Annotated in this window: 19 protein-coding genes; 14 read left to right on the top strand and 5 right to left on the bottom strand. The window is 69.6% G+C overall.

What is annotated here, in order from left to right; all coding sequences use genetic code 11:
* Nucleotides 1–97 precede the first annotated feature (97 nt).
* On the bottom strand, nucleotides 98–265 hold the full coding sequence (locus BJ970_RS27550; protein ID WP_184729671.1) for a hypothetical protein: 168 nt from the start codon (nucleotides 263–265) through the stop codon (nucleotides 98–100).
* A gap of 34 nt (nucleotides 266–299) precedes the next feature.
* On the opposite strand from BJ970_RS27550, the gene BJ970_RS27555 reads away from it, so the two are divergent.
* A complete protein-coding gene (locus tag BJ970_RS27555; protein ID WP_184729674.1) occupies nucleotides 300–743 on the top strand; it encodes a hypothetical protein in 444 nt (147 codons plus the stop codon).
* Between the two features lie 140 nt (nucleotides 744–883).
* Here BJ970_RS27555 and BJ970_RS27560 read toward each other — a convergent pair whose 3' ends face one another.
* Complete coding sequence (locus BJ970_RS27560; protein ID WP_184729676.1) at nucleotides 884–1,069, bottom strand: hypothetical protein; 186 nt, start codon at nucleotides 1,067–1,069, stop codon at nucleotides 884–886.
* A 382-nt stretch (nucleotides 1,070–1,451) separates the two neighbouring features.
* Between BJ970_RS27560 and BJ970_RS27565 the strand changes: the two genes are divergently transcribed.
* The 3 genes from BJ970_RS27565 to BJ970_RS27575 all read left to right on the top strand — a co-directional run bounded on the left by BJ970_RS27565 (nucleotide 1,452) and on the right by BJ970_RS27575 (nucleotide 4,770).
* Nucleotides 1,452–2,231: an enoyl-CoA hydratase-related protein gene (locus BJ970_RS27565; RefSeq protein ID WP_184729678.1), complete on the top strand. Its 780-nt coding sequence runs from the start codon at nucleotides 1,452–1,454 to the stop codon at nucleotides 2,229–2,231.
* A gap of 300 nt (nucleotides 2,232–2,531) precedes the next feature.
* The gene (locus tag BJ970_RS27570; RefSeq protein ID WP_184729680.1) at nucleotides 2,532–3,440 is read left to right on the top strand and encodes a nitroreductase family protein; all 909 of its coding nucleotides are present in this window, start codon (nucleotides 2,532–2,534) and stop codon (nucleotides 3,438–3,440) included.
* 289 nt (nucleotides 3,441–3,729) lie between these two features.
* A complete protein-coding gene (locus BJ970_RS27575; RefSeq protein WP_312864494.1) occupies nucleotides 3,730–4,770 on the top strand; it encodes a VIT1/CCC1 transporter family protein in 1,041 nt (346 codons plus the stop codon).
* Between the two features lie 121 nt (nucleotides 4,771–4,891).
* On the opposite strand, the gene BJ970_RS27580 is transcribed toward BJ970_RS27575, so the two are convergent.
* Complete coding sequence (locus BJ970_RS27580) at nucleotides 4,892–5,377, bottom strand: GNAT family N-acetyltransferase (RefSeq protein WP_376775137.1); 486 nt, start codon at nucleotides 5,375–5,377, stop codon at nucleotides 4,892–4,894.
* Here BJ970_RS27580 and BJ970_RS27585 point away from each other — a divergent pair.
* The 10 genes from BJ970_RS27585 to BJ970_RS27630 all read left to right on the top strand — a co-directional run bounded on the left by BJ970_RS27585 (nucleotide 5,286) and on the right by BJ970_RS27630 (nucleotide 18,579).
* Nucleotides 5,286–6,284 carry a pirin family protein gene (locus BJ970_RS27585; RefSeq protein ID WP_312864495.1) on the top strand — a complete coding sequence of 333 codons (999 nt, stop codon included), beginning with the start codon at nucleotides 5,286–5,288 and terminating at the stop codon, nucleotides 6,282–6,284. The genes BJ970_RS27580 and BJ970_RS27585 overlap by 92 nt on opposite strands.
* 489 nt (nucleotides 6,285–6,773) lie before the next feature.
* Complete coding sequence (gene sbnA, locus BJ970_RS27590) at nucleotides 6,774–7,757, top strand: 2,3-diaminopropionate biosynthesis protein SbnA (protein WP_184729688.1); 984 nt, start codon at nucleotides 6,774–6,776, stop codon at nucleotides 7,755–7,757.
* A 15-nt stretch (nucleotides 7,758–7,772) separates the two neighbouring features.
* Nucleotides 7,773–8,792: a 2,3-diaminopropionate biosynthesis protein SbnB gene (gene sbnB / locus BJ970_RS27595; RefSeq protein WP_312864496.1), complete on the top strand. Its 1,020-nt coding sequence runs from the start codon at nucleotides 7,773–7,775 to the stop codon at nucleotides 8,790–8,792.
* Nucleotides 8,792–10,513 (top strand): IucA/IucC family protein, encoded by a 1,722-nt coding sequence (locus BJ970_RS27600; protein ID WP_184729691.1) that lies wholly within the window; start codon nucleotides 8,792–8,794, stop codon nucleotides 10,511–10,513. The genes sbnB and BJ970_RS27600 overlap by 1 nt, the downstream gene beginning before the upstream one ends.
* On the top strand, nucleotides 10,513–11,718 hold the full coding sequence (locus tag BJ970_RS27605) for an MFS transporter (RefSeq protein WP_184729694.1): 1,206 nt from the start codon (nucleotides 10,513–10,515) through the stop codon (nucleotides 11,716–11,718). Before BJ970_RS27600 ends, BJ970_RS27605 begins: the two co-directional genes overlap by 1 nt.
* On the top strand, nucleotides 11,715–13,349 hold the full coding sequence (locus tag BJ970_RS27610) for an IucA/IucC family protein (RefSeq protein WP_184729696.1): 1,635 nt from the start codon (nucleotides 11,715–11,717) through the stop codon (nucleotides 13,347–13,349). Before BJ970_RS27605 ends, BJ970_RS27610 begins: the two co-directional genes overlap by 4 nt.
* Complete coding sequence (locus BJ970_RS27615) at nucleotides 13,346–15,103, top strand: IucA/IucC family protein (protein ID WP_184729698.1); 1,758 nt, start codon at nucleotides 13,346–13,348, stop codon at nucleotides 15,101–15,103. The genes BJ970_RS27610 and BJ970_RS27615 overlap by 4 nt, the downstream gene beginning before the upstream one ends.
* A complete protein-coding gene (locus BJ970_RS27620) occupies nucleotides 15,103–15,876 on the top strand; it encodes an HpcH/HpaI aldolase family protein (RefSeq protein WP_184729700.1) in 774 nt (257 codons plus the stop codon). Before BJ970_RS27615 ends, BJ970_RS27620 begins: the two co-directional genes overlap by 1 nt.
* Nucleotides 15,869–17,062, top strand: a complete 1,194-nt coding sequence (locus tag BJ970_RS27625) for a type III PLP-dependent enzyme (RefSeq protein WP_184729702.1) — start codon at nucleotides 15,869–15,871, stop codon at nucleotides 17,060–17,062. The genes BJ970_RS27620 and BJ970_RS27625 overlap by 8 nt, the downstream gene beginning before the upstream one ends.
* Nucleotides 17,063–17,193: 131 nt before the next feature.
* Complete coding sequence (locus BJ970_RS27630; RefSeq protein WP_184729705.1) at nucleotides 17,194–18,579, top strand: amidase; 1,386 nt, start codon at nucleotides 17,194–17,196, stop codon at nucleotides 18,577–18,579.
* A 166-nt stretch (nucleotides 18,580–18,745) separates the two neighbouring features.
* Here BJ970_RS27630 and BJ970_RS27635 read toward each other — a convergent pair whose 3' ends face one another.
* Together BJ970_RS27635 and BJ970_RS27640 are read right to left on the bottom strand one after the other, a co-directional pair.
* Nucleotides 18,746–19,696 (bottom strand): threo-3-hydroxy-L-aspartate ammonia-lyase, encoded by a 951-nt coding sequence (locus BJ970_RS27635; protein WP_446689107.1) that lies wholly within the window; start codon nucleotides 19,694–19,696, stop codon nucleotides 18,746–18,748.
* Nucleotides 19,697–19,800: 104 nt separating this feature from the next.
* A complete protein-coding gene (locus BJ970_RS27640; RefSeq protein ID WP_246471867.1) occupies nucleotides 19,801–20,445 on the bottom strand; it encodes a TetR family transcriptional regulator in 645 nt (214 codons plus the stop codon).
* Nucleotides 20,446–20,458 lie beyond the last annotated feature (13 nt).

Raw genomic sequence — 20,458 nt, forward strand, 5'->3', positions numbered from 1 at the left:
CAAGCCAGGCAAATTCTCACCCCGCAAGAAACGGGCGTAGCTCCCACTCCGCGGGAGTGGGAGCTACGCGACTAAATGGTTCGGTTGGCGTTAGGACTCACCAGCAGCCCCAACCGCCCCAACCGCCCCAGCCCCAGCCGTTGCCGCAGCCCCAGCCGCCCCAGCCCCAGCCGTTGCCCCAGCCCCAGCCCCAGCCGTTGCCCCAGCCCCAGCCGGTGCGACCGAAATTGCGGCCATTGAAGTTGAATGTGTCCTTGATCTGCATTCCCCATCACTCTTTCTGTGTCGATGCACGTCGCTTGCCGGACACCAATGTGATCCGGCTTGCGCTTGCACGCAACGCGTGGAATTTCCGGTCCCCCGCAGGTCATCTCGAGCTGATCGATCTGGGCCCTGGATCGAACGTTCGCCCGGTGGGAGCTTTGCGACATGCGGACCGGCCGGAAATCATTTCCCTCGCGCCGGGCCACTTCGCCGGTGAGTCGGTCTTCCCCAGTAACCGATGTCATTTTGGTCCTGACCTCGGCCGGCTCTTTTCCCTCGATGTGACCGGTTCCTACCCTAAGCCGTCGGCCCGGAGACGACAAGCTGACTTTCGTGTTGGTTGGACGGATTTTTTCGCTTTCGCGGAGCGCGCCAGCCGTGTCCGCGCGGCGGCCGGGTATTTGGTCACTAGTTTCTTCTTAGGCCTGTTTCTGGTGTTGGCAGAGTGGGTATTGGGCCCGATCTCTTTAGCGCACTGATTCGTTCTTCAAGTGTGGGAAAGCAATCATGGTGCGGTTTTCAGTCAACTGCGGCGAGGTCAGGTTGAAAAGTATCGTACAAGGCAATCGGTGAATGAATTGTCGTCGGGCAGCACTTCGCCGCCCGGGACCCGAGCCCGTCAGCTGCTCGCGAACAGGTGCTGGAAGAACGTCGTCAGTGAGGTGACCACGGTGGTGAGCGCCGCGATCAGCAGGTCCCAGCCGGACCGCACCGCGCTCGCCGCACCGACGGGATCGCGGACCAGCAGTGAGCCGCAGACGACGACCAGGAGCGCCACGATCGCGATCACGGTCTTGCGGTTCATGAGATCAGCCTCCGTCGTCCGGCCACCCTCGGTGCCGACGAGACCCTACCTGGCTCTCGTGCGCCACCCTTGGACCTGTGTGCCGGAAAGCCGATCATGTCGGACCGATTACGATCGGCTGCCGCGCTGGTACCGGGGCAGGTGCCTGGTCGGAGGCAGGATGATCGGGAAACTGGTGTCCGGCGCCAACTCCACCCACTTGGTGGGGCGCGCCGGTGCCGCCGAATGCTCGGGCTCCCGCAGGGCCCCGCTCTTGCCGCCCCGTGTGCCAGGGCAGAGCTCAGTGGTCGGCGGATGGTCCCGCTGCCCGGCGGGTGCCCCGGCGCCATGTTTTATGCCAGGCTCGGGGAAGCGGCGACGAACTCGAGTCCCTGGAGCTTCGATGACCAGCCAGCGATACCGGCACCTGCTGACCGAACAGGACGGTGCGACCGTCCGGATCACGATGAACCGCCCCAAGAGTCGCAACTCGCTGTCCGCGGAGCACCTCGGCGAGCTGCGGCAGGCCTTCGAGGCGGCCGCCGAGACGAAGGCGACCGGGATCGTGCTGGCCGGTGCGGGCCCGGTGTTCAGCTCCGGTCACGACTTCACCGACATGGCCGACCGAGACCTGGCCGGGATGCGCGAACTGCTGCGGCTGTGCGAGTCGCTGATGCGCACGATCCACGCCGTTCCGCAGGTCGTGATCGCGCGGGTGCACGGGCTGGCGGTGGCGGCCGGGTGCCAGCTGGTGGCCACCTGCGACCTGGCGGTGGCCGCGGAGTCGGCGGGGTTCGCGCTACCGGGCGGCAAGGGGGGCTGGTTCTGCCACACCCCGGCGGTGCCGGTGGCCCGTTCGATAGGCCGCAAGCGCCTGCTGGAAATGGCGCTCACCGGAGATCCGATCGATGCCGCGACCGCCGAGCGGTGGGGCCTGGTCAACCAGGTGGTGCCCGACGCGGAGCTGGACGGCGCTGTCGAGGCGCTGCTGGCCCGCGCGACGTGCGGTAGCAGGCAGGCCAAGGCGGTGGGCAAGCAGACCATCTACGCCCAGCTCGACCGGCCGGAGGCCGATGCCTACGCGATCGCGACCGAGGTGATGGCCGCGACGTCGCAAACCCCGGATGCGCGCGAACGCGTGCGGGCGTTCCTGGAAAAGCGGCCCCCGGCCTTCGGCGCCTGAAGGTGATCAGGCAGTCCTAACCACCGAGATGTCGAGCTCGATGCTGACCTGCCGCAATCCGGCCGAAATCGCGGTCCACGGGACTGACTGGCGTGGCTTTCTGCTCTGGCCGCCGTGACTTTCTGCTCTGGACCGATCAGCTAAGCGGTGCGAACTATTGTCTTGGTCCGTAGTGCGTTAGGTCGTGGTGCTGGTGTTCGGTTCGATCATCGAGAGACGGCCGCGGGGGTCGCGGCGCTGGCTCAATGACGGGTGGCTGCCGCGCTTACCGCGCCGCGTCAGGCGGCTGCTGGCGCTGGGATGACGCGCGTCGCCCCGCCGTCTTACGACACCGTGTGTTCGGCGCTTTCCTTGGCGTGCCGGGCTCCCTCGGTGCACAACTGCCAGCCGTGGCGGTGGTTGCTGGCCGAGCGATCGTTGCAGTTGTTCCTGGACCGATCGCGGTTGCCCGAGGTGCTCGACCCGGCGGGACGTGCGCAGGTGATCAGTTGCGGTGCCGTGCTGCATCATGCGCGGATCGCGTTCGGCGCGCTCGGTTGGCGGACGATGGTGCACCGGCTGCCGAATGCGGCCCAGCCCGATCACCTGGCGTCGATCCAGTTCAGCCAGCATGATCGCCTTGCCCCGGCGATGGTGGCGCTGGCCGGGGCGGCGGGCCAGCGGCACGCCGCGCGGGGGCCGTACCGCGCGGAGCCCGTTCCGCCCGAGCTGCTGATGGGCCTGCGTGCCGCGGCCGAAACCGAACACGGCGCCCTGGTTCGGGCCGCCGAGCACCGCGGCGTCTTGGTGGAGTCCTTGCAGCGAGCCGGGTGGTTGCGGGAATCCGCCGCGTACCAGAAGGCGGTGGCCGATCTGGACGACCCCGAACCGGCGAGCCCGGTGCTGACCGACGAAGCTGTGTTCGCGGTGCTGGCCACTCGCGGTGACTGGGTTGACAGCTGGCTGGCGGCGGGGGAGGCGCTCAGCGCCGTGCTGCTGGCGGCGGTGCGCGACGGCCTGGCGACCTGCCCGCTGAACCAACTGGGAGAAGTCGCCGAGATACGCGAACGGGTCCAGGAAACGGTGCTCGGCGGCGCCGGGTATGCCCAGTTGGTGCTGCGCCTAGGCTGGCCGGGGCCGGAGGAGGCGCTGCCGACCACGTCACGCCGTCCGCTGGCCGAATCGCTGGAACTGCTTCCGCCGCGCAATGAGTACAACAGTCCACAATAGACATCTACGGTGGAGGTCCCCGGGTGTGTGCCGGGACTGCGCCGCCGCCGAGGTCGCCAGCAAGGTCAGCCGGGCGGCCGGAGGGATCCGGCACGAGGGCGCCATCGCATAGTGCGGATTCCCTTTTGTTGTCAGAGGTTTTCGTCAAGTCGATCAACGGTAGGGGCGGGCTGGGGGCGCCGACGATCCGATGATCGGAGTTGTTCGAGTGGTGACTCCGGATGGCCGCTGGGAGGCTTGGCGCGTGCAGGACAACGCGTATCGAGCAGGCAGACCGAATGAGAAGTCGGTGCGCCGCTGGCGACGTCGGCTGGCGGACGAGCATGAAGAAGCGAAGGTCTACCGGGAGCTGGCCGCCCGGCGCTCCGGTGAGGAACGGGAGATCCTGCTCGGGCTCGCCGAGGCCGAGGAACGGCACGCCGCCTACTGGGAAGGACTGCTCGGCGACGAGGTCGGGCCGAAGCGGCGCGGCCACTTCCGGATGCGGCTGCTCGTGTTCCTGGCCCGCCGGTTCGGTTCGGTGTTCGTGCTCGCTCTGGCGCAGCGCGCCGAAAGCCGCTCGCCGTACCGCTTCGACCGCGACGCGCCGGCCGCGATGGCCGCCGACGAACGCATCCACGAGGAGGTCGTGCGGGCACTCGCCGCACGCGGGCGCGCCAGGGTGTCGGGAACATTCCGCGCGGCGGTATTCGGCGCCAACGACGGCCTGGTCAGCAACCTGGCGCTGGTGCTGGGCGTCATCGGCGGGAACGTGCCGACCTCGACCGTGCTGCTCACTGGGCTGGCGGGGCTGCTGGCCGGTGCATTGTCGATGGGGGCCGGCGAGTACATCTCGGTGCGTTCCCAGCGGGAACTGCTCGCCGCAGCGGCTCCGAATCCCGAAGCCCGCGCGGTGGTGCCCTATCTCGACGTCAACGCCAACGAACTCGGCCTGGTCTACCGGGCCAGGGGCATGTCCGCCGAGGAGGCCCAGCGCCGCGCCGATGCGCTGCTGCGCGACCCCAAGCCGCCGGTGCCACCGGCCGACCAACCCGCCGACGAGCACGAGATCGTCGGCACCGGTCTCAAAGCGGCGATCTCCAGTTTCGTCTTTTTCGCCTCCGGTGCGCTGGTCCCGGTGCTGCCGTTCGTCGCCGGGCTCAGTGGTGGCCTCGCCGTCCTGATCGCGGTCGTGCTGGTCGGGCTGGCGCTGATGCTGACCGGCGCCACCGTCGCCGTGCTGTCCGGCGCGCCGCCGCTGCCTCGCGCCTTGCGGCAACTCGCCATCGGGGCGGGCGCAGCGGCGGTGACCTACCTGCTCGGGTTGATCTTCGGCGCGACCGTTGGGTGACGCATCCATTGGTCCAGCCGACCCAGCGGGTGCGTAGCGCGGAGCGGGCGGCGATTTCGTGCGAAATCGCCGGTCCCCCAGGCCAATCCGCCCGGTTAGCATCTCTGGCCGCAGCGGACCGTCAGAGCTGGAAACCCGCCCGCTTATCGGCCGGCACGAGGTCCAGGTAGTCCGAGTGCTTGCTGATCCACCCGCGGACGAATGGACAGTAGGGCAGCACCGCGAGGCCGCGCTCCCGGGCGGCATCCAGCGCCGAGCGGATCAGCGCGCCGCCCAGCCCGCGACCCTCGAACCGGGGGTCGATCTCGGTGTGCAGGAACGCGATGGACTTGGGGCGCAGCCGGTACTCGGTGAATCCAGCCGGTTCCCCGTCGGCGCGGATCTCGAAGCGGTTGGCGCCGGGGTCGTCCACGACCTCGGGCTGGGTGGAGCTGCTCACGTTTCCTCTCCAGGTGCGTCGGCGGCGGTGTTCAATCGATTGTGCACGCAACGGCTGGATGCGGGAGGCTGGCTCGGTGAGCAACGTGGAACGCGACCCGGCCGAACTGCGCTGCGGCGGCGTGGTGACCGCGGCCGAGCCGGAGTACGAACTCCTCCGACCGCGCACCGTACCGCTGGGCGGCCCACGGGCGATGTTGGTGGGGCGCACGCTGCCGAACCGCGATCGGCGCATGGTGGGGGCCTGGTGCTTCGCCGACTTCTACGGCCCGGCTGACATCACGGGTGCGCCGGGCATGCAGGTGCCGCCGCACCCGCACACCGGGCTGCAGACGGTGAGCTGGCTGCTCGGCGGCGAGGTGCTGCACCGCGACAGCCTGGGCAACGAGCAGCTGGTGCGACCGGGTGAGCTGAACCTGATGACCGCCGGTTTCGGCATCTCGCACTCGGAGGAGTCGCCGGTCGGCCATGGCCCGGTCCTGCACGGAGTCCAGTTGTGGGTGGCGTTGCCCGGTGATCGGCGCGACGTGGCCCCGCATTTCGAGCACCACGGTGAGTTGCCCGTGCTGTCCACGGCGGACGGTGCCGTGACGGTCCTGATGGGTGAGCTCGCCGGGGCGAAGTCGGCGGCGCGGACCTACACCCCGCTGGTGGGGGCGGAGCTGTCGATCGCGGCGGGCCGCACGCTGCGGCTGCCGGTGCAGGCCGAGTTCGAGCACGCGGTGCTGGCGGTGTCCGACGGCCTTGCCGTGGGCGACCGGCCGCTGGCCGGCGGCGACATGCTCTACCTGGGGCGCGGCCGCCGCGAGGTGTCGGTGCGGGCCGATCGCCCGGCGCGCGCGGTCCTTCTCGGCGGTATCCCGTTCGAGGAGCAGTTGGTCATGTGGTGGAACTTTGTTGGGCGTTCGCACGACGAGATCGCCCAGGCCCGGGCGGAGTGGGAGCACGGCCGCAGCACAGGCGAATCGGACGGACGCTTCGGGGTCGTGCACGGATACGACGGCCCGGCGTTGCCTGCGCCGGAGCTGCCGAACGTCGAACTGCGGGCTCGTGGCCGAACCCGCTGGTCGACCTGAGCCGTGCATCGGCCGACATCTTGCCGCTGTCTGGTGAACACCGGCCGCGGCTCGCGCGGGAGGCGGCCCCGCGGCACGCTGATCTGACCGCTCGCCGGGCCGATGGATTTCGCAAATCCCTGGTGCACTGTGGATCGATCCCGTCGCGCAGCGCATTGTTGACACTGCGGAATTGATCAGTGGTTTCCTGATCACAACAAAATCGTTTGTGGTTGACCGATTGGCGGTTGATTTCGCCGAGCCGGGTCGTCGCGTTGGTTCATCGAGAGTGGGCGCGATCGGTGCCGGGTGTCCCATGTCGTTGTGAGACACCGGCATTGGGATGCGGCTGCTGATCCGCGATCAGGAGCCGGAGCTGCCCTGTTCGGGGCAACCTCGTCGCGTTGATGTGATCGTTATCTCTTGATCACATTCTATTAAGTTAGCCTAACCTTTGCTAGCGTTCCGGCCGTCGCCCTGCCCGTTCCGGTCGTCGAGCTGAGGAGAAACGTGGCTGTCGACACGCTGACCGAATCCGTCGCCGAGTCGGTTTTCGAGTGCGTGGGCAATACGCCCGCCGTCTCGCTGACCCGACTGTTCCCCGAACCCGATCTAGAGGTGATCGCCAAGCTGGAGCTGATGAATCCCGGTGGCAGCATGAAAGACCGCTCCGCCCGCTACATCATCGAGTGCGGGCTGCGGGAAGGCTCCATCCGCCCCGGAAGCCACCTCGTGGAAAGCAGTTCCGGCAACTTCGGGATCGCGTTGGCCATCGCGGCCCGGCTCCACGGCCTGCGGTTCACCTGCGTGCTGGATCCCAAGGCCGCCCGGTCGAACGTCGCCATCCTGCGGCACCTGGGCGCCGAGGTGGACGTGGTGACCGAGCCGGACGGCCTGGGCGGCTACCTGCACACCCGGATCCGCCGGGTGCAGCAGATCGTGGCGAACTCGCCGGAGGCGATCTGGATCAACCAGTACGCCAACGACCGGAACTGGCAGGCGCACTACCACGGCACCGGTGCCGAACTCGCCGAGCAGCTGGTCCGCCCGCCCTCGTACCTGTTCGGCGCGGTGAGCACCACCGGCAGCATCCTCGGCTGCTCCCGCCGGTTGCGGGAGGACTTCCCGGACCTGCGGGTGATCGCGGTGGACGCGGTCGGCTCGGTGATCTTCGGGGCCCCGCCGGGCCCGCGCGACGTGCCCGGACTCGGCGCGAGCCGGGTGCCGGAACTGCTGCAACCCGGCGAGATCGACGACGTGGTGCACGTCAACGACTTCGAGGCGGCGGTGGGCTGCCGGGATCTGCTGGCCGCCGAAGGCATCTTCGCCGGCGGGTCGACCGGTGCGGTGGTCGCCGCGATCCGCAAGACGCTGCCCGAGCTGCCCCGCCCCTGCCGGGTCGTCGCGGTGTTCCCGGACCGCGGTGATCGCTACCTCGACCTGGTTTACGACGACGACTGGTTCGCCGCCGCCCGACGGCGCTGCACGAACTGACGAGAAGGAGATCTGGTGTCCACGGAGGAATCCCCGAAGATGCTCTACCTGAGTCGCAGCGACATCGCGGCGGTGGGCGGTGCCGAGGCCGAGCTGTACGTGCGAGCCCTGCACGCCGGGCTGGTCGCGCACGCCGAGGGCAAGACGGTGCAGCCGCTCAAGCCGTACCTGCGGGCGGCGGGGACGGACGGACACATCGCCGACCGGATCATCGCGATGCCGGCGCACGTGGGCGAACCCGGGTTGTCCGGGATCAAGTGGATCGGCAGCAAGCACGACAATCCCGTCCGGCGCGGCCGGGAGCGGGCCAGCGCCGTCATCGTGCTCAACGATCCGGAGAGCAACTACCCGGTGGCCGTCCTCGAAGGCAGCTTGATCAGTGCGTGGCGCACCGCCGGGGTGACCTGCCTGGCGGCCCGGCACCTGGCGCGCGCCGGGTTCACCGACGTCGCGCTCGTCGGCTGCGGCGTGATCGGCCGGACGCAGCTCACCGCGCTGTTGCAGCAGTTTGAGCACATCGTGACCGTGCACCTCTACGACCAGCAGCCCAGCGCGGCGCACGATGTCGCGGCGCAGATCAGCGGCGAGTTCCCGGCCGTCAAGGCGCAGGTGGCGAGCACCGCCGAGGAAGCCGTGCGCGCCGGTGACCTGGTCGTGCCGTGCACGGTCACCAGTCGGCCCTACATCCCGTTCGCCTGGCTCAAGCGGGGCGCACTGCTGTGCAACGTGTCCATCATGGACGTACACAAGGACGTGTTCCTGGGCGCGGACAAGGTCGTGGTGGACGACTGGGAGCAGAGCAACCGGGAAAAGAAGATCATCAACCAGCTGGTGCTGGAGGGCTCCTTCTCCCGCGAGCGGCTGCACGCCGAGTTGGGCGAGATTCTCTCCGGCGCGAAGCCGGGGCGGGAAAACGACGACGAGATCATCGTGCTCAACCCGATGGGGATGGCGGTGGAGGACATCGCCTGCGCCGGCGAGGTGTACGAGCGGGCGAAGAACCAGGGCGTCGGTACCTGGCTGGATCTGTACTGATGCGAGACGAACCGGCCGAGCTGGTAATGCGGGACCTCGTCGACGCGCTGCTGCAAGAAGACCTGGTCGAGTTCGGTTCGCGGGCCGAACTCGACCGGCCCGCGGAGGTTGCCGGACAGCACTGGTGCCGCGTGAAGTTGCCGACCGGGTGGGTGAGCTTCCGGGTGCGCCCCGGCGGCGAACTCCAGCGCTACCGATACGCCGGCGGCCCGGTCCGCCACGGCGAGGGCGCGCAGCAGAGACCGATCACGCCGGAGGAGCTCGTCTTGCTGGTGTGCGGTGACTTCGCGGGTGCCGCCGGGGTGGCCGACGACGTGCGGGCCTCTAGGGCGCATGCCGCTGCACTGCTCGGCCAGCGGGCGGATCTCGTCCTCAAGCCGCAGGCGGGCGAGCTGTTGTCCGGCGAGCGGCTGGCCGCGACCCGGAACCGTCCGTTCCATCCCACCGCGCGGGCCGCGGCGGGCTGGTCCGCGACGGAACTGGTGCGCTACGGGCCGATGCGAGCGCAGCCGCTCGGCCTGGACTGGGTCGCGGTGCGCCGGGAGCGTCTTCGCTTCGGCGGCGACGCGGATTCACACCGGATACCCGAGCTGATCCTCGATCCCACGGACCGGGAAGAGCTCGCCGAGGCGCAGCAGCGCACGGGCGCCGTCACCGAAGATTTCCTGCCGGTTCCGGTTCATCCGTGGCAATTCGACCGCGTGCTGCCGTCCCAGTTCGCCGAGGAACTCGCCAGCGGCGCGCTGGTGCCGCTGGTGCGGGGCGTCGGCCGGTTCCACCCGACGGCGTCGATCCGCACGCTCACCACGGCGCCGGAAACGCCGAAGCACGTCAAACTTCCGCTCGGCGTGGCCACTTTGGGCGCGACGCGGTTGCTGCCGCCGCGCTACCTGGCCAACGCCGAGCGCGCGCAGGAGACCATGCAGGACCTGATCGACCGGGATCCGTTGCTGCGGCGACGGATTGCGTTGTGCGACGAGCGAATCTGGTGCGGCTGGCATGATCCCGCCGACGAGTTCGGCAACCGGCCCGGCCAGCTCGCCGCACAGGTCAGGGTGTATCCCGAGCTGGACGGCCTGGCGCTGCCGATGGCCGCGCTGGCGGCACATGAGTGGGATGTGCTGGCGCCCGCGCTATCCGGCCAATTCGATGCGGTGACCTTCTTCCGGGCGCTGGCGGCGGCGTTCTGCGAGGTCGGGTTCGGTTTCCTGCGCTACGGAGTGCTGCCGGAACTGCACGGCCAGAACGTCGTCGTCGTGTTGCGGGATGGGGTGGTGGACCGGTTCGTGCTCCGGGATCACGACACGCTTCGGCTCTATCCGCAGTGGATGCGTGCCGCCGGAACGCCGGATCCGGAATACGTGATCAAGCCTGGCGCGCCGCAGTCGCTGCACCTCGAATCGGCCGAAGCGCTCGTCGGCTACCTTCAGACGCTCGGTTTTCAGGTCAACCTCTACGGCATCGCCGACGCGCTGTGCCGACACTTCGGCCTGGACGAAGGCGTGCTGTGGGCCGAGTTGCGGGCCGCGGTGCTCGACGGTCTGGCGCCGCTGCCCAACGCCGTGGCGAAGGTCCTGCGGGACCGGTTGCTGCATGCCGAGATGTGGCCGAGCCGGTCAGTGCTCGGGCCGCTGTTGCGGCAGGGGCCCTCCGGCGGGGTGAGCATGCCCGCCGGGGTGGGCGCGGTCCCGAACCCCCTGTTGCGCGGATCGGTGGTCTGATGCGCACGTTCGCCGTGCTGTGCCTCGGCCAGTTCGCCGCGACCGCCGGGCTCACCATCGTCGTTCCCCTGCTGCCGTTCTACCTCGCCCAGCTCGGTACACCGGCGGCGGAAATACCTTGGTGGACGGGTGTTTCGCTGGCCGCGCCGGCGGTGACGCAACTGATCAGCGGGCCGGTGTGGGGGCTGATCGGCGACCGCTTCGGCCGCAAGCCCATGGTCGTGCGGGCGCTCGCGGGGCTAGGGCTGGCGATCGCGCTGATGGCGCTGGCGGACACGCCCGGCCAGTTCCTGGCCTGTCGGCTGTTGCAAGGCGCATTCGGCGGCGTGGTGAGCGCCACCGCGACCTACACCAGCTCCGCGGCAGGTCCCGACCGGCGCGGCCGTGCGCTGGGCGGCCTGTTCGGGGCCACGGCCGCGGGATCGTTGCTCGGCCCGCTGGTCGGTGGCCTGCTCGCCGGGCGCTTTGGGTTCGCTCCGCTGTTCGCGGCGGTCGCCGGCTTGCTGTTGCTGTCGAGCGTGCTCGCCGCGACGCTGCTGGTCGAGCCGACGGGTTGCGGCCCGGAACGGTACTCGATGCAGGCCGTGGCAGCGACGCTGTGGCGGGTCGGGGAAAGCCGCATGATGTTGCTCGCCGGGCTCGCCGCGCAGGCCGCGATCTTCGCGCTGGTGGTGGTTTTCGCGCCGCAGGTCGACCGGCTCACTGGCTCGATGGCCAGCGCGACGGCCTGGGTGGGTGCCTTGCAGGCCACGACCTGGGCGGCGTCCTGGCTGGGCAGCCCGTGGTGGGGCCGCCGCAACGACGTCCGCCCGGCCCAACGGGGCTTCGCCGTGGCCGCCGCACTGTGTGGCATCGCGGTGGCACTACAGGCCCTGGTGAGCGTGGAAATGCTGCTGCCGCTGCGCATCGTGCAGGGATTCTGCTTTGCCGCCCTGGTGCAGTCGGTGCTGCACGTGACCGCCCGGCAGGTTCCGGATCGGGGCTGCGGCGCCGCTTTCGGCTTCAGCACCGGGCTGCTCGACCTCGGCCAGGTGCTGGGCCCACTGCTGGGCGCGGCGATGGCGGTCCTGCTGCCGCCGACGGCGGTGTTCTTCCTGATCGGCGCCCTGCTGGTCGTGGCGGCCTTGCTGGCCGCGGCGAGCCGCACGAGGTCCGATGTGCATTCTTTCCGAGTGGGTGCGACTTCCGAGAAGGTGTTCCGGTGAATGAGGTTCTGGCTCGAGCGGCGGCGCGGCAGCGTCTGCTGAACGCGCTGGTGCGGGAAACCGGCGGGGCGCTCGCCGACGACTGGCTGCGTATCCCGCTGCACGCGGCGGATGGCGCGCTGGTGGTCCGGGTGCGCTACCGCTCCGAGTTCGGTCATCACGCCTACGGCGACGAACTTTTCCGGGAACTCGCCGACGGCGACCGCGTTCCGGTCGGCCACGACGAGTTCGTGAAGCTCATCGCGGACGAACTTGCGCAGCGGTGCGGCACGGGCGGAACGGCGGCCTTCCTGGGACAGGTGGCCAACAGCGTCGAGCGGGCGGCGCGGTACCTCGCCCGCGACCCCGGCCCCCGGCCGACCGACTCGCCTGGCATCACTCGGTTCGCCGAGCAGTCGTTGCTGTTGGGGCACCCGTTCCACCCGACGCCGAAGAGCGCCGAGGGGTTCAGCGACCACGAGCTGGACTGCTACGCCCCGGAGCTCGGCGCGTGGTTCCAGCTGCACTACCTGGCGCTCGCCGCCGACCTGGTCGTCGAGGACCGAGTCACCGACGAACCCTGGATTCCGGCCGAAGTCGAGGAGAAGGCCCGCACGGCGTTGCGCACCGATCAGGCAGACCACGTCCTGCTGCCGGTGCACCCCTGGCAGGCCGCCCACCTCGAGCGGCAGCCCGAAGTCGAGGCGCTGATCGACTCCGGGCGGCTGGTACCGCTGGGGCCACTCGGGAAGGCGGTGTATGCGACGTCGTCGGTGCGTACCGTGTGCGATCCCGGCTTCGCAACGGCGTGGAAACTGCCGCTGCACGTCCGCATCACCAACTTCGTCCGCAACAACCCGGTGGAGCACGCACGCCGGGCCGTGGACGCGAGCCGGCTGGTCGCCGGCGCCGCCAGCCGGTGGCGGCACGACGGGTTCGAGGTACTGCTGGAGACCGGGTACCGCACCGTCGACCCGGCGGTCGTCGGCCCGCTGGCAGCGGATTTCTCGGTGCTCTTCCGCCGCCATCCGTTCGTCGAGTCCACCGCGGCCCCGCAGGTGCTGGCCGGGCTCCTGGAAGATCGGCTGGACGGCGGCCCTCCGGCGTTGGTGGAGCTGGTGGCGCAGGCGGGCCCGCTGACCTTCGAGCACGTCGCCGAGTGGCTGCGGGCTTACCTGGGCATCTCCTTGGGTCCGCTGCTCGCGGTGTTCACCGACGACGGCATCAGCTTCGAGGCCCATGTGCAGAACTCCCTGCTGCACACGGAAAACGGTTGGCCGAAGCGCTTCTTCGTCCGCGATATGGAGGGCACCAGCGTGAGTCGAGAGCGAGCCAGGCTCGCCGGCGTGCCGCTGGACAGCCCGGTGCGCTACGACGACGCGGAAGCCTGGATGCGGCTGCGCTACCACTTCGTCACCAACCACCTCGGTCACCTGGTGCACGTGCTGGGCCGGTACACACCGGCCGGCGAGCGGCGGCTGTGGGCGGTGGTCCGGAAATTCCTCCGGGCCTGCCCCGGCCGGTACGCCGCCGAGCTGGTCGAATCCCCGGTGCTGCCCGCGAAGGCGAACCTGATCAGTCGCTTCGCCGAGCGTGGTGAGCGCCCGCTGTATGTCGACGTCCGCAACCCGATGTGTGAGGTGAACCCATGACCGCGCAGCTGGTGCAGGCCGCGCTGACCGCGCCGACCTTCCGAACCGTGCGGCGCCGGGTGTTCCGCCAACTGGTGTCGTCGCTGGTGTACGAAGACGCGCTGAAGACCCGGCAGGACGGCGACGAGCACGTCGTCGACGGCGTGGACGCGGCCGGCGGGCAGGTCCGCTACTCATTCCGCGCGGTGCGCCGGTTCGGCTTCAATCGGGTGAGTCTCACCTCGGAGGTTCGCCGGGGCGACCGGGAAGCGGAATCGGTCAGCGGATTCCTCGCCGAGGTCCGGGGCTCGCTGGACGCCGACCCCGACCACCTGGTCGGCTTCGCCCGGGAGTTGGAGGAAACGCTGTTCAAGGACGCGCTGGCGGAATACGTCCGTGCCGAGCGGCGCACCGATCTGTCCACAGCGGACTATGACACCCTGGAATCGGCGATCACCGACGGACATCGCTACCACCCGACGTACAAGTCGCGGATCGGCTTCGACGCCGCCGACAACATCGCCTACGGCCCCGAGTTCGCCAGCCCGGTACGGCCGCTCTGGCTCGCCGCGCACCGCAGCATCACCGAAGTCTCGCGGTCCACGACGATCGGCGAGCGGTATGTGGCCACCCAACTCGGTGCGTCCGCGGAAGCCTTCCGTCGACGGATCGAGCAGAACGGTGGCAACCCGCAGGACTACGCGCTGGTTCCCGTGCACCCGTGGCAATGGCGGGAGCGGATCGCCCGCGCGTTCGCCGAGCAGCTCAGCCGCGGCGAACTGATCCTGCTCGGTGCGGATCCCCACGAGTTCATCCCGCAGCAATCGATCCGCACCATGACCTGCCGGGACGACCTGCTGCGCCCGTACCTGAAGCTGTCCATGTCGATCGTGAACACCTCGACCGGCCGCGGCTTGGCCGCGCACACCGTGCGCAACGCGCCGCGAATCACCGACTGGCTGCAAGAAGTGGTCGCCGGCGACGAGTTTCTGCGCGTTGACCTTCGCCCGATTCTGCTCGGGGAGGTGCTCGGTACCGCGGTGACCCCGGAATCCGGGCTCCTGCAAGCCGACACCTACGACGCGCTGGCCTGCATCTGGCGCGAAAGCCTGCACCAGTACCTCGCCCCGGGGGAGCAGGCCGTGCCCTTCACCGGCTTGACCGCGTGCCAGGTCGACGGCACGCCGTTGATCGACCCGTGGGTGCGCGACCTGGGTGTGGAGGAATGGGTGCGGCGTCTGGTGCGGGTCAGCGCGCTGCCGCTGGTGCACCTGCTCTGCAAGCACGGCATCGCGCTGGAGTCGCACGCGCAGAACATGGCGCTGGTGCACGACAACGGCATCCCGACCCGGGTGGTCTTGAAGGACTTCCACGACGGTGTGCGGTTCTCCCGCGAGCACTTGGCGGTGCCGGAGCTGTGCCCGGAACTGGCCGGAACCCCGGCGCACCACCAGAACCGGAATTCGTTCCTGGAGACCGACCGGCTCGACCTGGTCACGGATTTCCTGCTGGACGCGTTCTGCTTCATCAACCTGGGCGAGTTCGCCATGTTCCTGGCCGACCGCTACGCGTTCGCCGAGCGGCGGTTCTGGCGGTTGGTGCGCGACGAGATCCGCGCCTACCGGCAGTCTTTTCCGGAGCTGGCGGATCGTTTCGCACTGTTCGACGTGTTCACGCCGACCATCGAGGTGGAGAAGCTGACCACTCGCCGCCTGGTACCCGACACCGAACTCCGGCTGCACACGGTGCCGAACCCACTCGCGGAGGTGGACTGATGCTGCGTCCCAACACCGTCAAGGCCCGGCTCGCCCGGGGCGGCGAGAGCTACGGTTTGTTCTGCTCCATCCCGTCGCCGACGCTGGTGGAGATGATCGGCTGCGCCGGGTACGACTTCGTCATCCTGGACACCGAGCACACCCTCGTCGATCCGCAGCAGCTGGAGAACCTCATCCGCGCCGCCGAGGCCGTCGACCTCGTCGCGTTCGTCCGCGTGCCGGAGGCCGATCCGGGTGCGATTCTGCGCGCGCTCGATGCGGGTGCGCTGGGTGTGGTCGTGCCGCACGTGCGGACCAGGGCCGACATCGAATCGGCGGTCCGGGCCGCGCGCTATGCACCGGAAGGCATGCGCAGCCTCAACGGCGGGCGGGTGCCCGGCTTCGGGCGCATCGATCTGGCGGACTACATCCGCCGCGCCAACGAGGAAGTCATGGTGATCGCGATGATCGAGGATGCCGAGGGCGTCGACGAACTGCCGTCCATCCTCGCGGGCGGGGGAGTGGACCTGGTGCTGGAAGGCGCCGCGGACCTGTCGCAGTCCTACGGCGTGCCGTGGCAGACCCGGCACCCGCAGGTCCGCGACGCCCTGGACCGGGTGCACGCCGAATGCACGACGCAGCAGGTGCCGTTCTGCGCGATTCCGCGGACCCGCGAGGATCACGAGCGGTGGCAGGCCGCAGGGGTGCGCACGTTCGTCCTCGGCGAAGAACGGGGCCTGGCGGCCCGCGCCTTGCGCGCCCATCTCGACGACCACCGGGGGAACCATGCGTGACCAGCTGGCCAAACTCGTGCAGGACCGGGCCGGTGGCGAGCCGGTCTGCCTGTTCGCCTACGACCTGGATCTGCTCACCGAACACGTCCGCACCGTGGTGGAATCGTTGCCGCCGCGGTGCCGGATGTTCTATGCGATGAAGGCCAACAGCGCCGATCGGTTGCTGCGGGCGCTGGCACCGCTGGTCGCCGGGTTCGAGGTCGCTTCGGGCGGCGAGCTGGACAAGGCGCGGGCCATCGGGGAGACGACGCCGGTGATCTTCGGCGGCCCGGCCAAGACACCGGCGGAGATCGAGCAGGCATTGACGCAGAACGTCACGCGGCTGCACGTCGAGAGCGTGCTGGAACTGCACCGGATCTCCGAGATCGCCACCCGGATCGGGCGGACTGCGGAGGTGTTGCTGCGCGTCAACCTCGCCGGTCCGTTCCCCAGCGCGACCCTGGCGATGGCCGGGCGCCCGACCCAGTTCGGGATTTCCGAAGCGGCCCTGCCCGAGGCGGTCGCGGCCGTGGCGACGTTGCCCGGTGTGCGGTTGGTGGGTTTCCACCTGCACTCGCTGTCGAACAACCTTTCCGCAACCGCGCACCTGGAACTGCTGGACCACTACCGGCGAACCGTCTCGGCGTGGGAGCAGGAATTCGGCGTGCGCTGCGAGGTGCTTAACGTCGGCGGCGGCATCGGGGTGAACTACGCGGACCTGGCCGACCAGTTCGACTGGGTGCACTTCGCCCGCGAACTGCCCGCCGTGATCGATGAATTCCCCGGCCACTGGGCGGAAATCGACTTCGAGTGCGGCCGCTACCTGGTCGCCGAGTGCGGGCAGTACGCGGTCGAGGTCCTCGACGTCAAGCGCAACCACGGCGTGGACTACGCCCTGGTGCGCGGCGGCACGCACCAGTTCCGGCTGCCGGTGTCTTGGCAGCACAGCCACCCGTTCACGGTGCTTCCGGTGGAGCAGTGGTCGTTGAGCGCAACGCGTCCGGAGCTGCGCGATGCCCGGATCACCGTGGTCGGCGAGCTGTGCACCCCCAAGGACGTGCTCGCGCGCGACGCGGTCGTGGCACGGGTGCGGGCCGGGGACGTGCTGGTCTTCAGCCACGCCGGGGCCTACGGCTGGGAGATCTCGCACCACGACTTCCTCAGCCACCCGCATCCGGAGCATCTCTTCTACGGCGACGCCGCCTGAACCGGGCGGCGTCGAAAAGTCAATGGACGGTGTGCTCGGTTCGGGCGGCCGGCGCGGACACATTGCCAACTTTTCCTGCGGCGGGGTGTGGTCGAGACTCGGGTTTCGGGCGCGAGCGAGGAGAACGTGGCATGACGGAGCTGGCTGATCTCTCGGCGGTGGATCTGGTGGCGGCGTACCGGGCGGGCGAGACCTCGCCGGTCGAGGTCATCGATGCCGTGCTGGCGCGCGTCGATTCCTGCGAGCCCAAGGTGTGCGCCCTTTACGCGCTGGATCCCGCAGCGGCCCGGGCCGCTGCCCGTTCCTCGGAACGCCGCTGGCTCGCCGGCGCCCCGGCCGGGCCGGTGGACGGGGTGCCGGTAACCGTCAAGGAGAACATCGCCACCAGGGGAACGCCGGTTCCGCAAGGCACCGCGGCCACCGAGCTGGTCCCGGTCCGGCAGGACGCTCCCGCACCCGCACGGCTGCGCGAGAGCGGTGCGGTGATCTTCGCCAAGACGACCATGCCCGACTACGGCATGCTCTCCTCGGGGGTGTCGAGCTTCCACCACCTGGCCCGCAACCCGTGGGACCTGACCCGCACCCCCGGCGGATCCAGCGCCGGAGCGGGCGCGGCCGCCGCGGCCGGGTACGGCCCACTGCACGTCGGGACCGATATCGGCGGATCGGTGCGGCTGCCCGCCGGGTGGTGCGGGGTGGTCGGGCTCAAGCCCAGCTTCGGCCGGATCCCCGTCGCCCCGCCGTATACCGGCCGGGTCATCGGCCCGCTGACCCGCACGGTCGCCGACACCGCGCTGCTGACATCTGTGCTGTCCGCGCCGGACGAGCGCGACCACACCTCGCTTCCCCCGGTCGACCACGACTGGATGCGGTTGGACGGCGAGGTTCGCGGCCTGCGCATCGCACTGCTGCTCGACCACCGGGTGGGCCTGCCCGTCGAGCCCGTGACGATCGCCGCCGTGACCGCCGCGGCGCAACTGCTCGAATCCGCCGGGGCGGTGGTGGAGCCGATCGACCCGTTCCTGTCCCGCGAGATGCTCGACGGCATGGACCGGTTCTGGCGGTTCCGCTCCTGGACCGACATCTCGGCGCTGCCCGCCGAGCGCCGCGCCAAGGTCCTGCCGGGCATCGCGCAGTGGGCGACCAACGCCAAGGACATCTCGGCCGCCGAGGTCTTCCACGGCTTCAGCCAGATGGACGCGATCTCGGTGGCCGCCAACCGGGTGGCCCGCGACTTCGACTACGTGCTGTCCCCGGTGGCGCCGATCCCGGCCTTCCCCGCCGAGCAGGCCTATCCCACCAATGACCCGATGCGTCCGATGGAGCACATCGCGTTCACGTTGCCCTACAACATGTCCGGCCAACCTGCGGTGTCGGTCAACTGCGGCTGGACCCCGGAGGGACTGCCCATCGGCCTGCAAATCGCGGGCAAGCGCTTCGACGATCTGGGTGTCCTCCGCCTGGCCCGAGCCTACGAGCAGCTCCGCCCCCCACAACGCCCCTGGCCGACTCTGTGACCTGGAGAGTGTTTCAAAGGTAATTCGAGTAGCGGTGTGGGTAGCGCCCCCCTGCAGGAGTTACCGTCGCCGTACTGGGCATACATAAGTCGGGGATCCCGGAGTCCAGGCGGCGTCTGAGGTTCCGCTACCCGCACCGCTACGCAAACCACGTTTGAAACGCTCTTTAGTAGGCGAGCAGTTCGGTGAAGCGTTGGAGGCCGACGTTTCCGCCGGAGATCACCACGCCGACACGCGGCGGCGGGGCGAGACGGCCGGAAAGCAACGCTGCGATGCCGACCGCGCCGCTGGGTTCGACCACGATCTTCAAGCGTTCGAACGCCAGCCGCATCGCCGAGCGGATCTCGTCGTCGCTGACCAGCACGATGTCGTCGACGAGCCGCCGGTTGACCGAGAAGGTGAGTTCTCCGGGGATGTCCGCGGCGAGGCCATCGGCGATGGTGCGCGGGACCGGGATCTTCACCCGCTCGCCCGCATCGAGCGATCGCCTGGTGTCGTCGGCGGCTTCCGGTTCGACACCGACGACGCGGATCTCCGGGGAGACGGCCTTGGCCGCCGTTGAGCATCCGGCGATCAACCCGCCGCCGCCGACCGGGACGACCAGCGCGTCCAGGGGCCCAGTCTCCTCCAGCAGTTCCAGCGCCGTCGTGCCCTGTCCGGCCATCACATGCGGGTGCTCGAACGGCGGGATCAGCGTCAGACCCCGCTCGGTGGCCAGCTGCCGGCCAAGTTCCTCGCGGTTCTCGGTGTACCGGTCGTAGGTGACGACCTCGGCGCCGTAGCCGCGGGTCGCGGCCAGCTTCGCCGCCGGAGCGTCCGCCGGCATCAGGATCACGGCGGTGGCGCCGAGCAGTCGGCAGGCCAGCGCGACGGCTTGGGCGTGGTTCCCCGAGGAATAAGCGGCCACGCCGCGGCGCAACTGTTCCGGGCTCAGCCGGGAAATCGCGTTGTAGGCGCCGCGGAACTTGAACGCCCCCATCCGCTGGAAGTTCTCGCACTTGATGAAGACTTCGGCGCCGACAAGCTCGTTCAGCGTGCTGGAGGTGACCACCGGGGTGCGGTGCGCGATGCCGTCCAGGCGTTTCGCGGCGTCCCGCACATCGTCTACCGTCACGATCTCGCTCACGGGCATCCCTTTCCGGTCGGTGGTCGATGCCGATGGTATTGCGCGGATCCCGGCGACGGGAGGGGCGTTCCCTGGACCGTCCACATCGGATGATCTCACCACTGGTGCGGCTCGTCGCCCCAGCGCCGCGGAATCCCGGCGGTGGCCAGGTCGATCGCCTCTTCGACGAGCTCGACCAGCCGCGACAAGTCGCGGTGCCGGTCGGCGCACATCGTCTCCAGGCCGATGCGCAGCGCGGCGCAGATCATCCCGACCAGCACGCGGGGCCGCATGTCCCGCGCGGGATCGACCCCCTGCCGGGCGGCGATCTCGACGGTCAGCCGCTCCTCGTTGCCCGCCGCCCGCCGCAGGTTCCCGGCCAGCAGCGCGGGAGTCTTGTTGATCAGATGCTGGATGCGGAGGAATCGCCGGACGCCGTCGCCGGAGGCCGACTTGCGGATCATGTCCAGCACCGCCGCCCGCAGGGCGACCAGCGGTGGTTCGTCGGCGGGCCGCGCGGCGAGGGCGTTGAGCACCAGGTCGTCAAGCTCGGCGCCCTTGGCCAGCGCGACGTCCTCCTTACCGGCGAAGTAGCGGAAGAACGTGCGCGGCGAGATCTCCACCTCGGCCGCGATCTCGTCGATGGTCGTCGCGTCGTAGCCCTTGGCCAGGAACAGGTCCAGGCCCGCGTCGATCAGGGCGGCCCGGGTGCGCTGCTTTTTGCGGGCGCGTAGGCCACCGTGGTCGGTGGGGACACTCATGTCGACCATTGTG

Origin of the sequence: Saccharopolyspora phatthalungensis, from assembly GCF_014203395.1 — a bacterium.
Classification (GTDB): domain Bacteria; phylum Actinomycetota; class Actinomycetes; order Mycobacteriales; family Pseudonocardiaceae; genus Saccharopolyspora; species Saccharopolyspora phatthalungensis.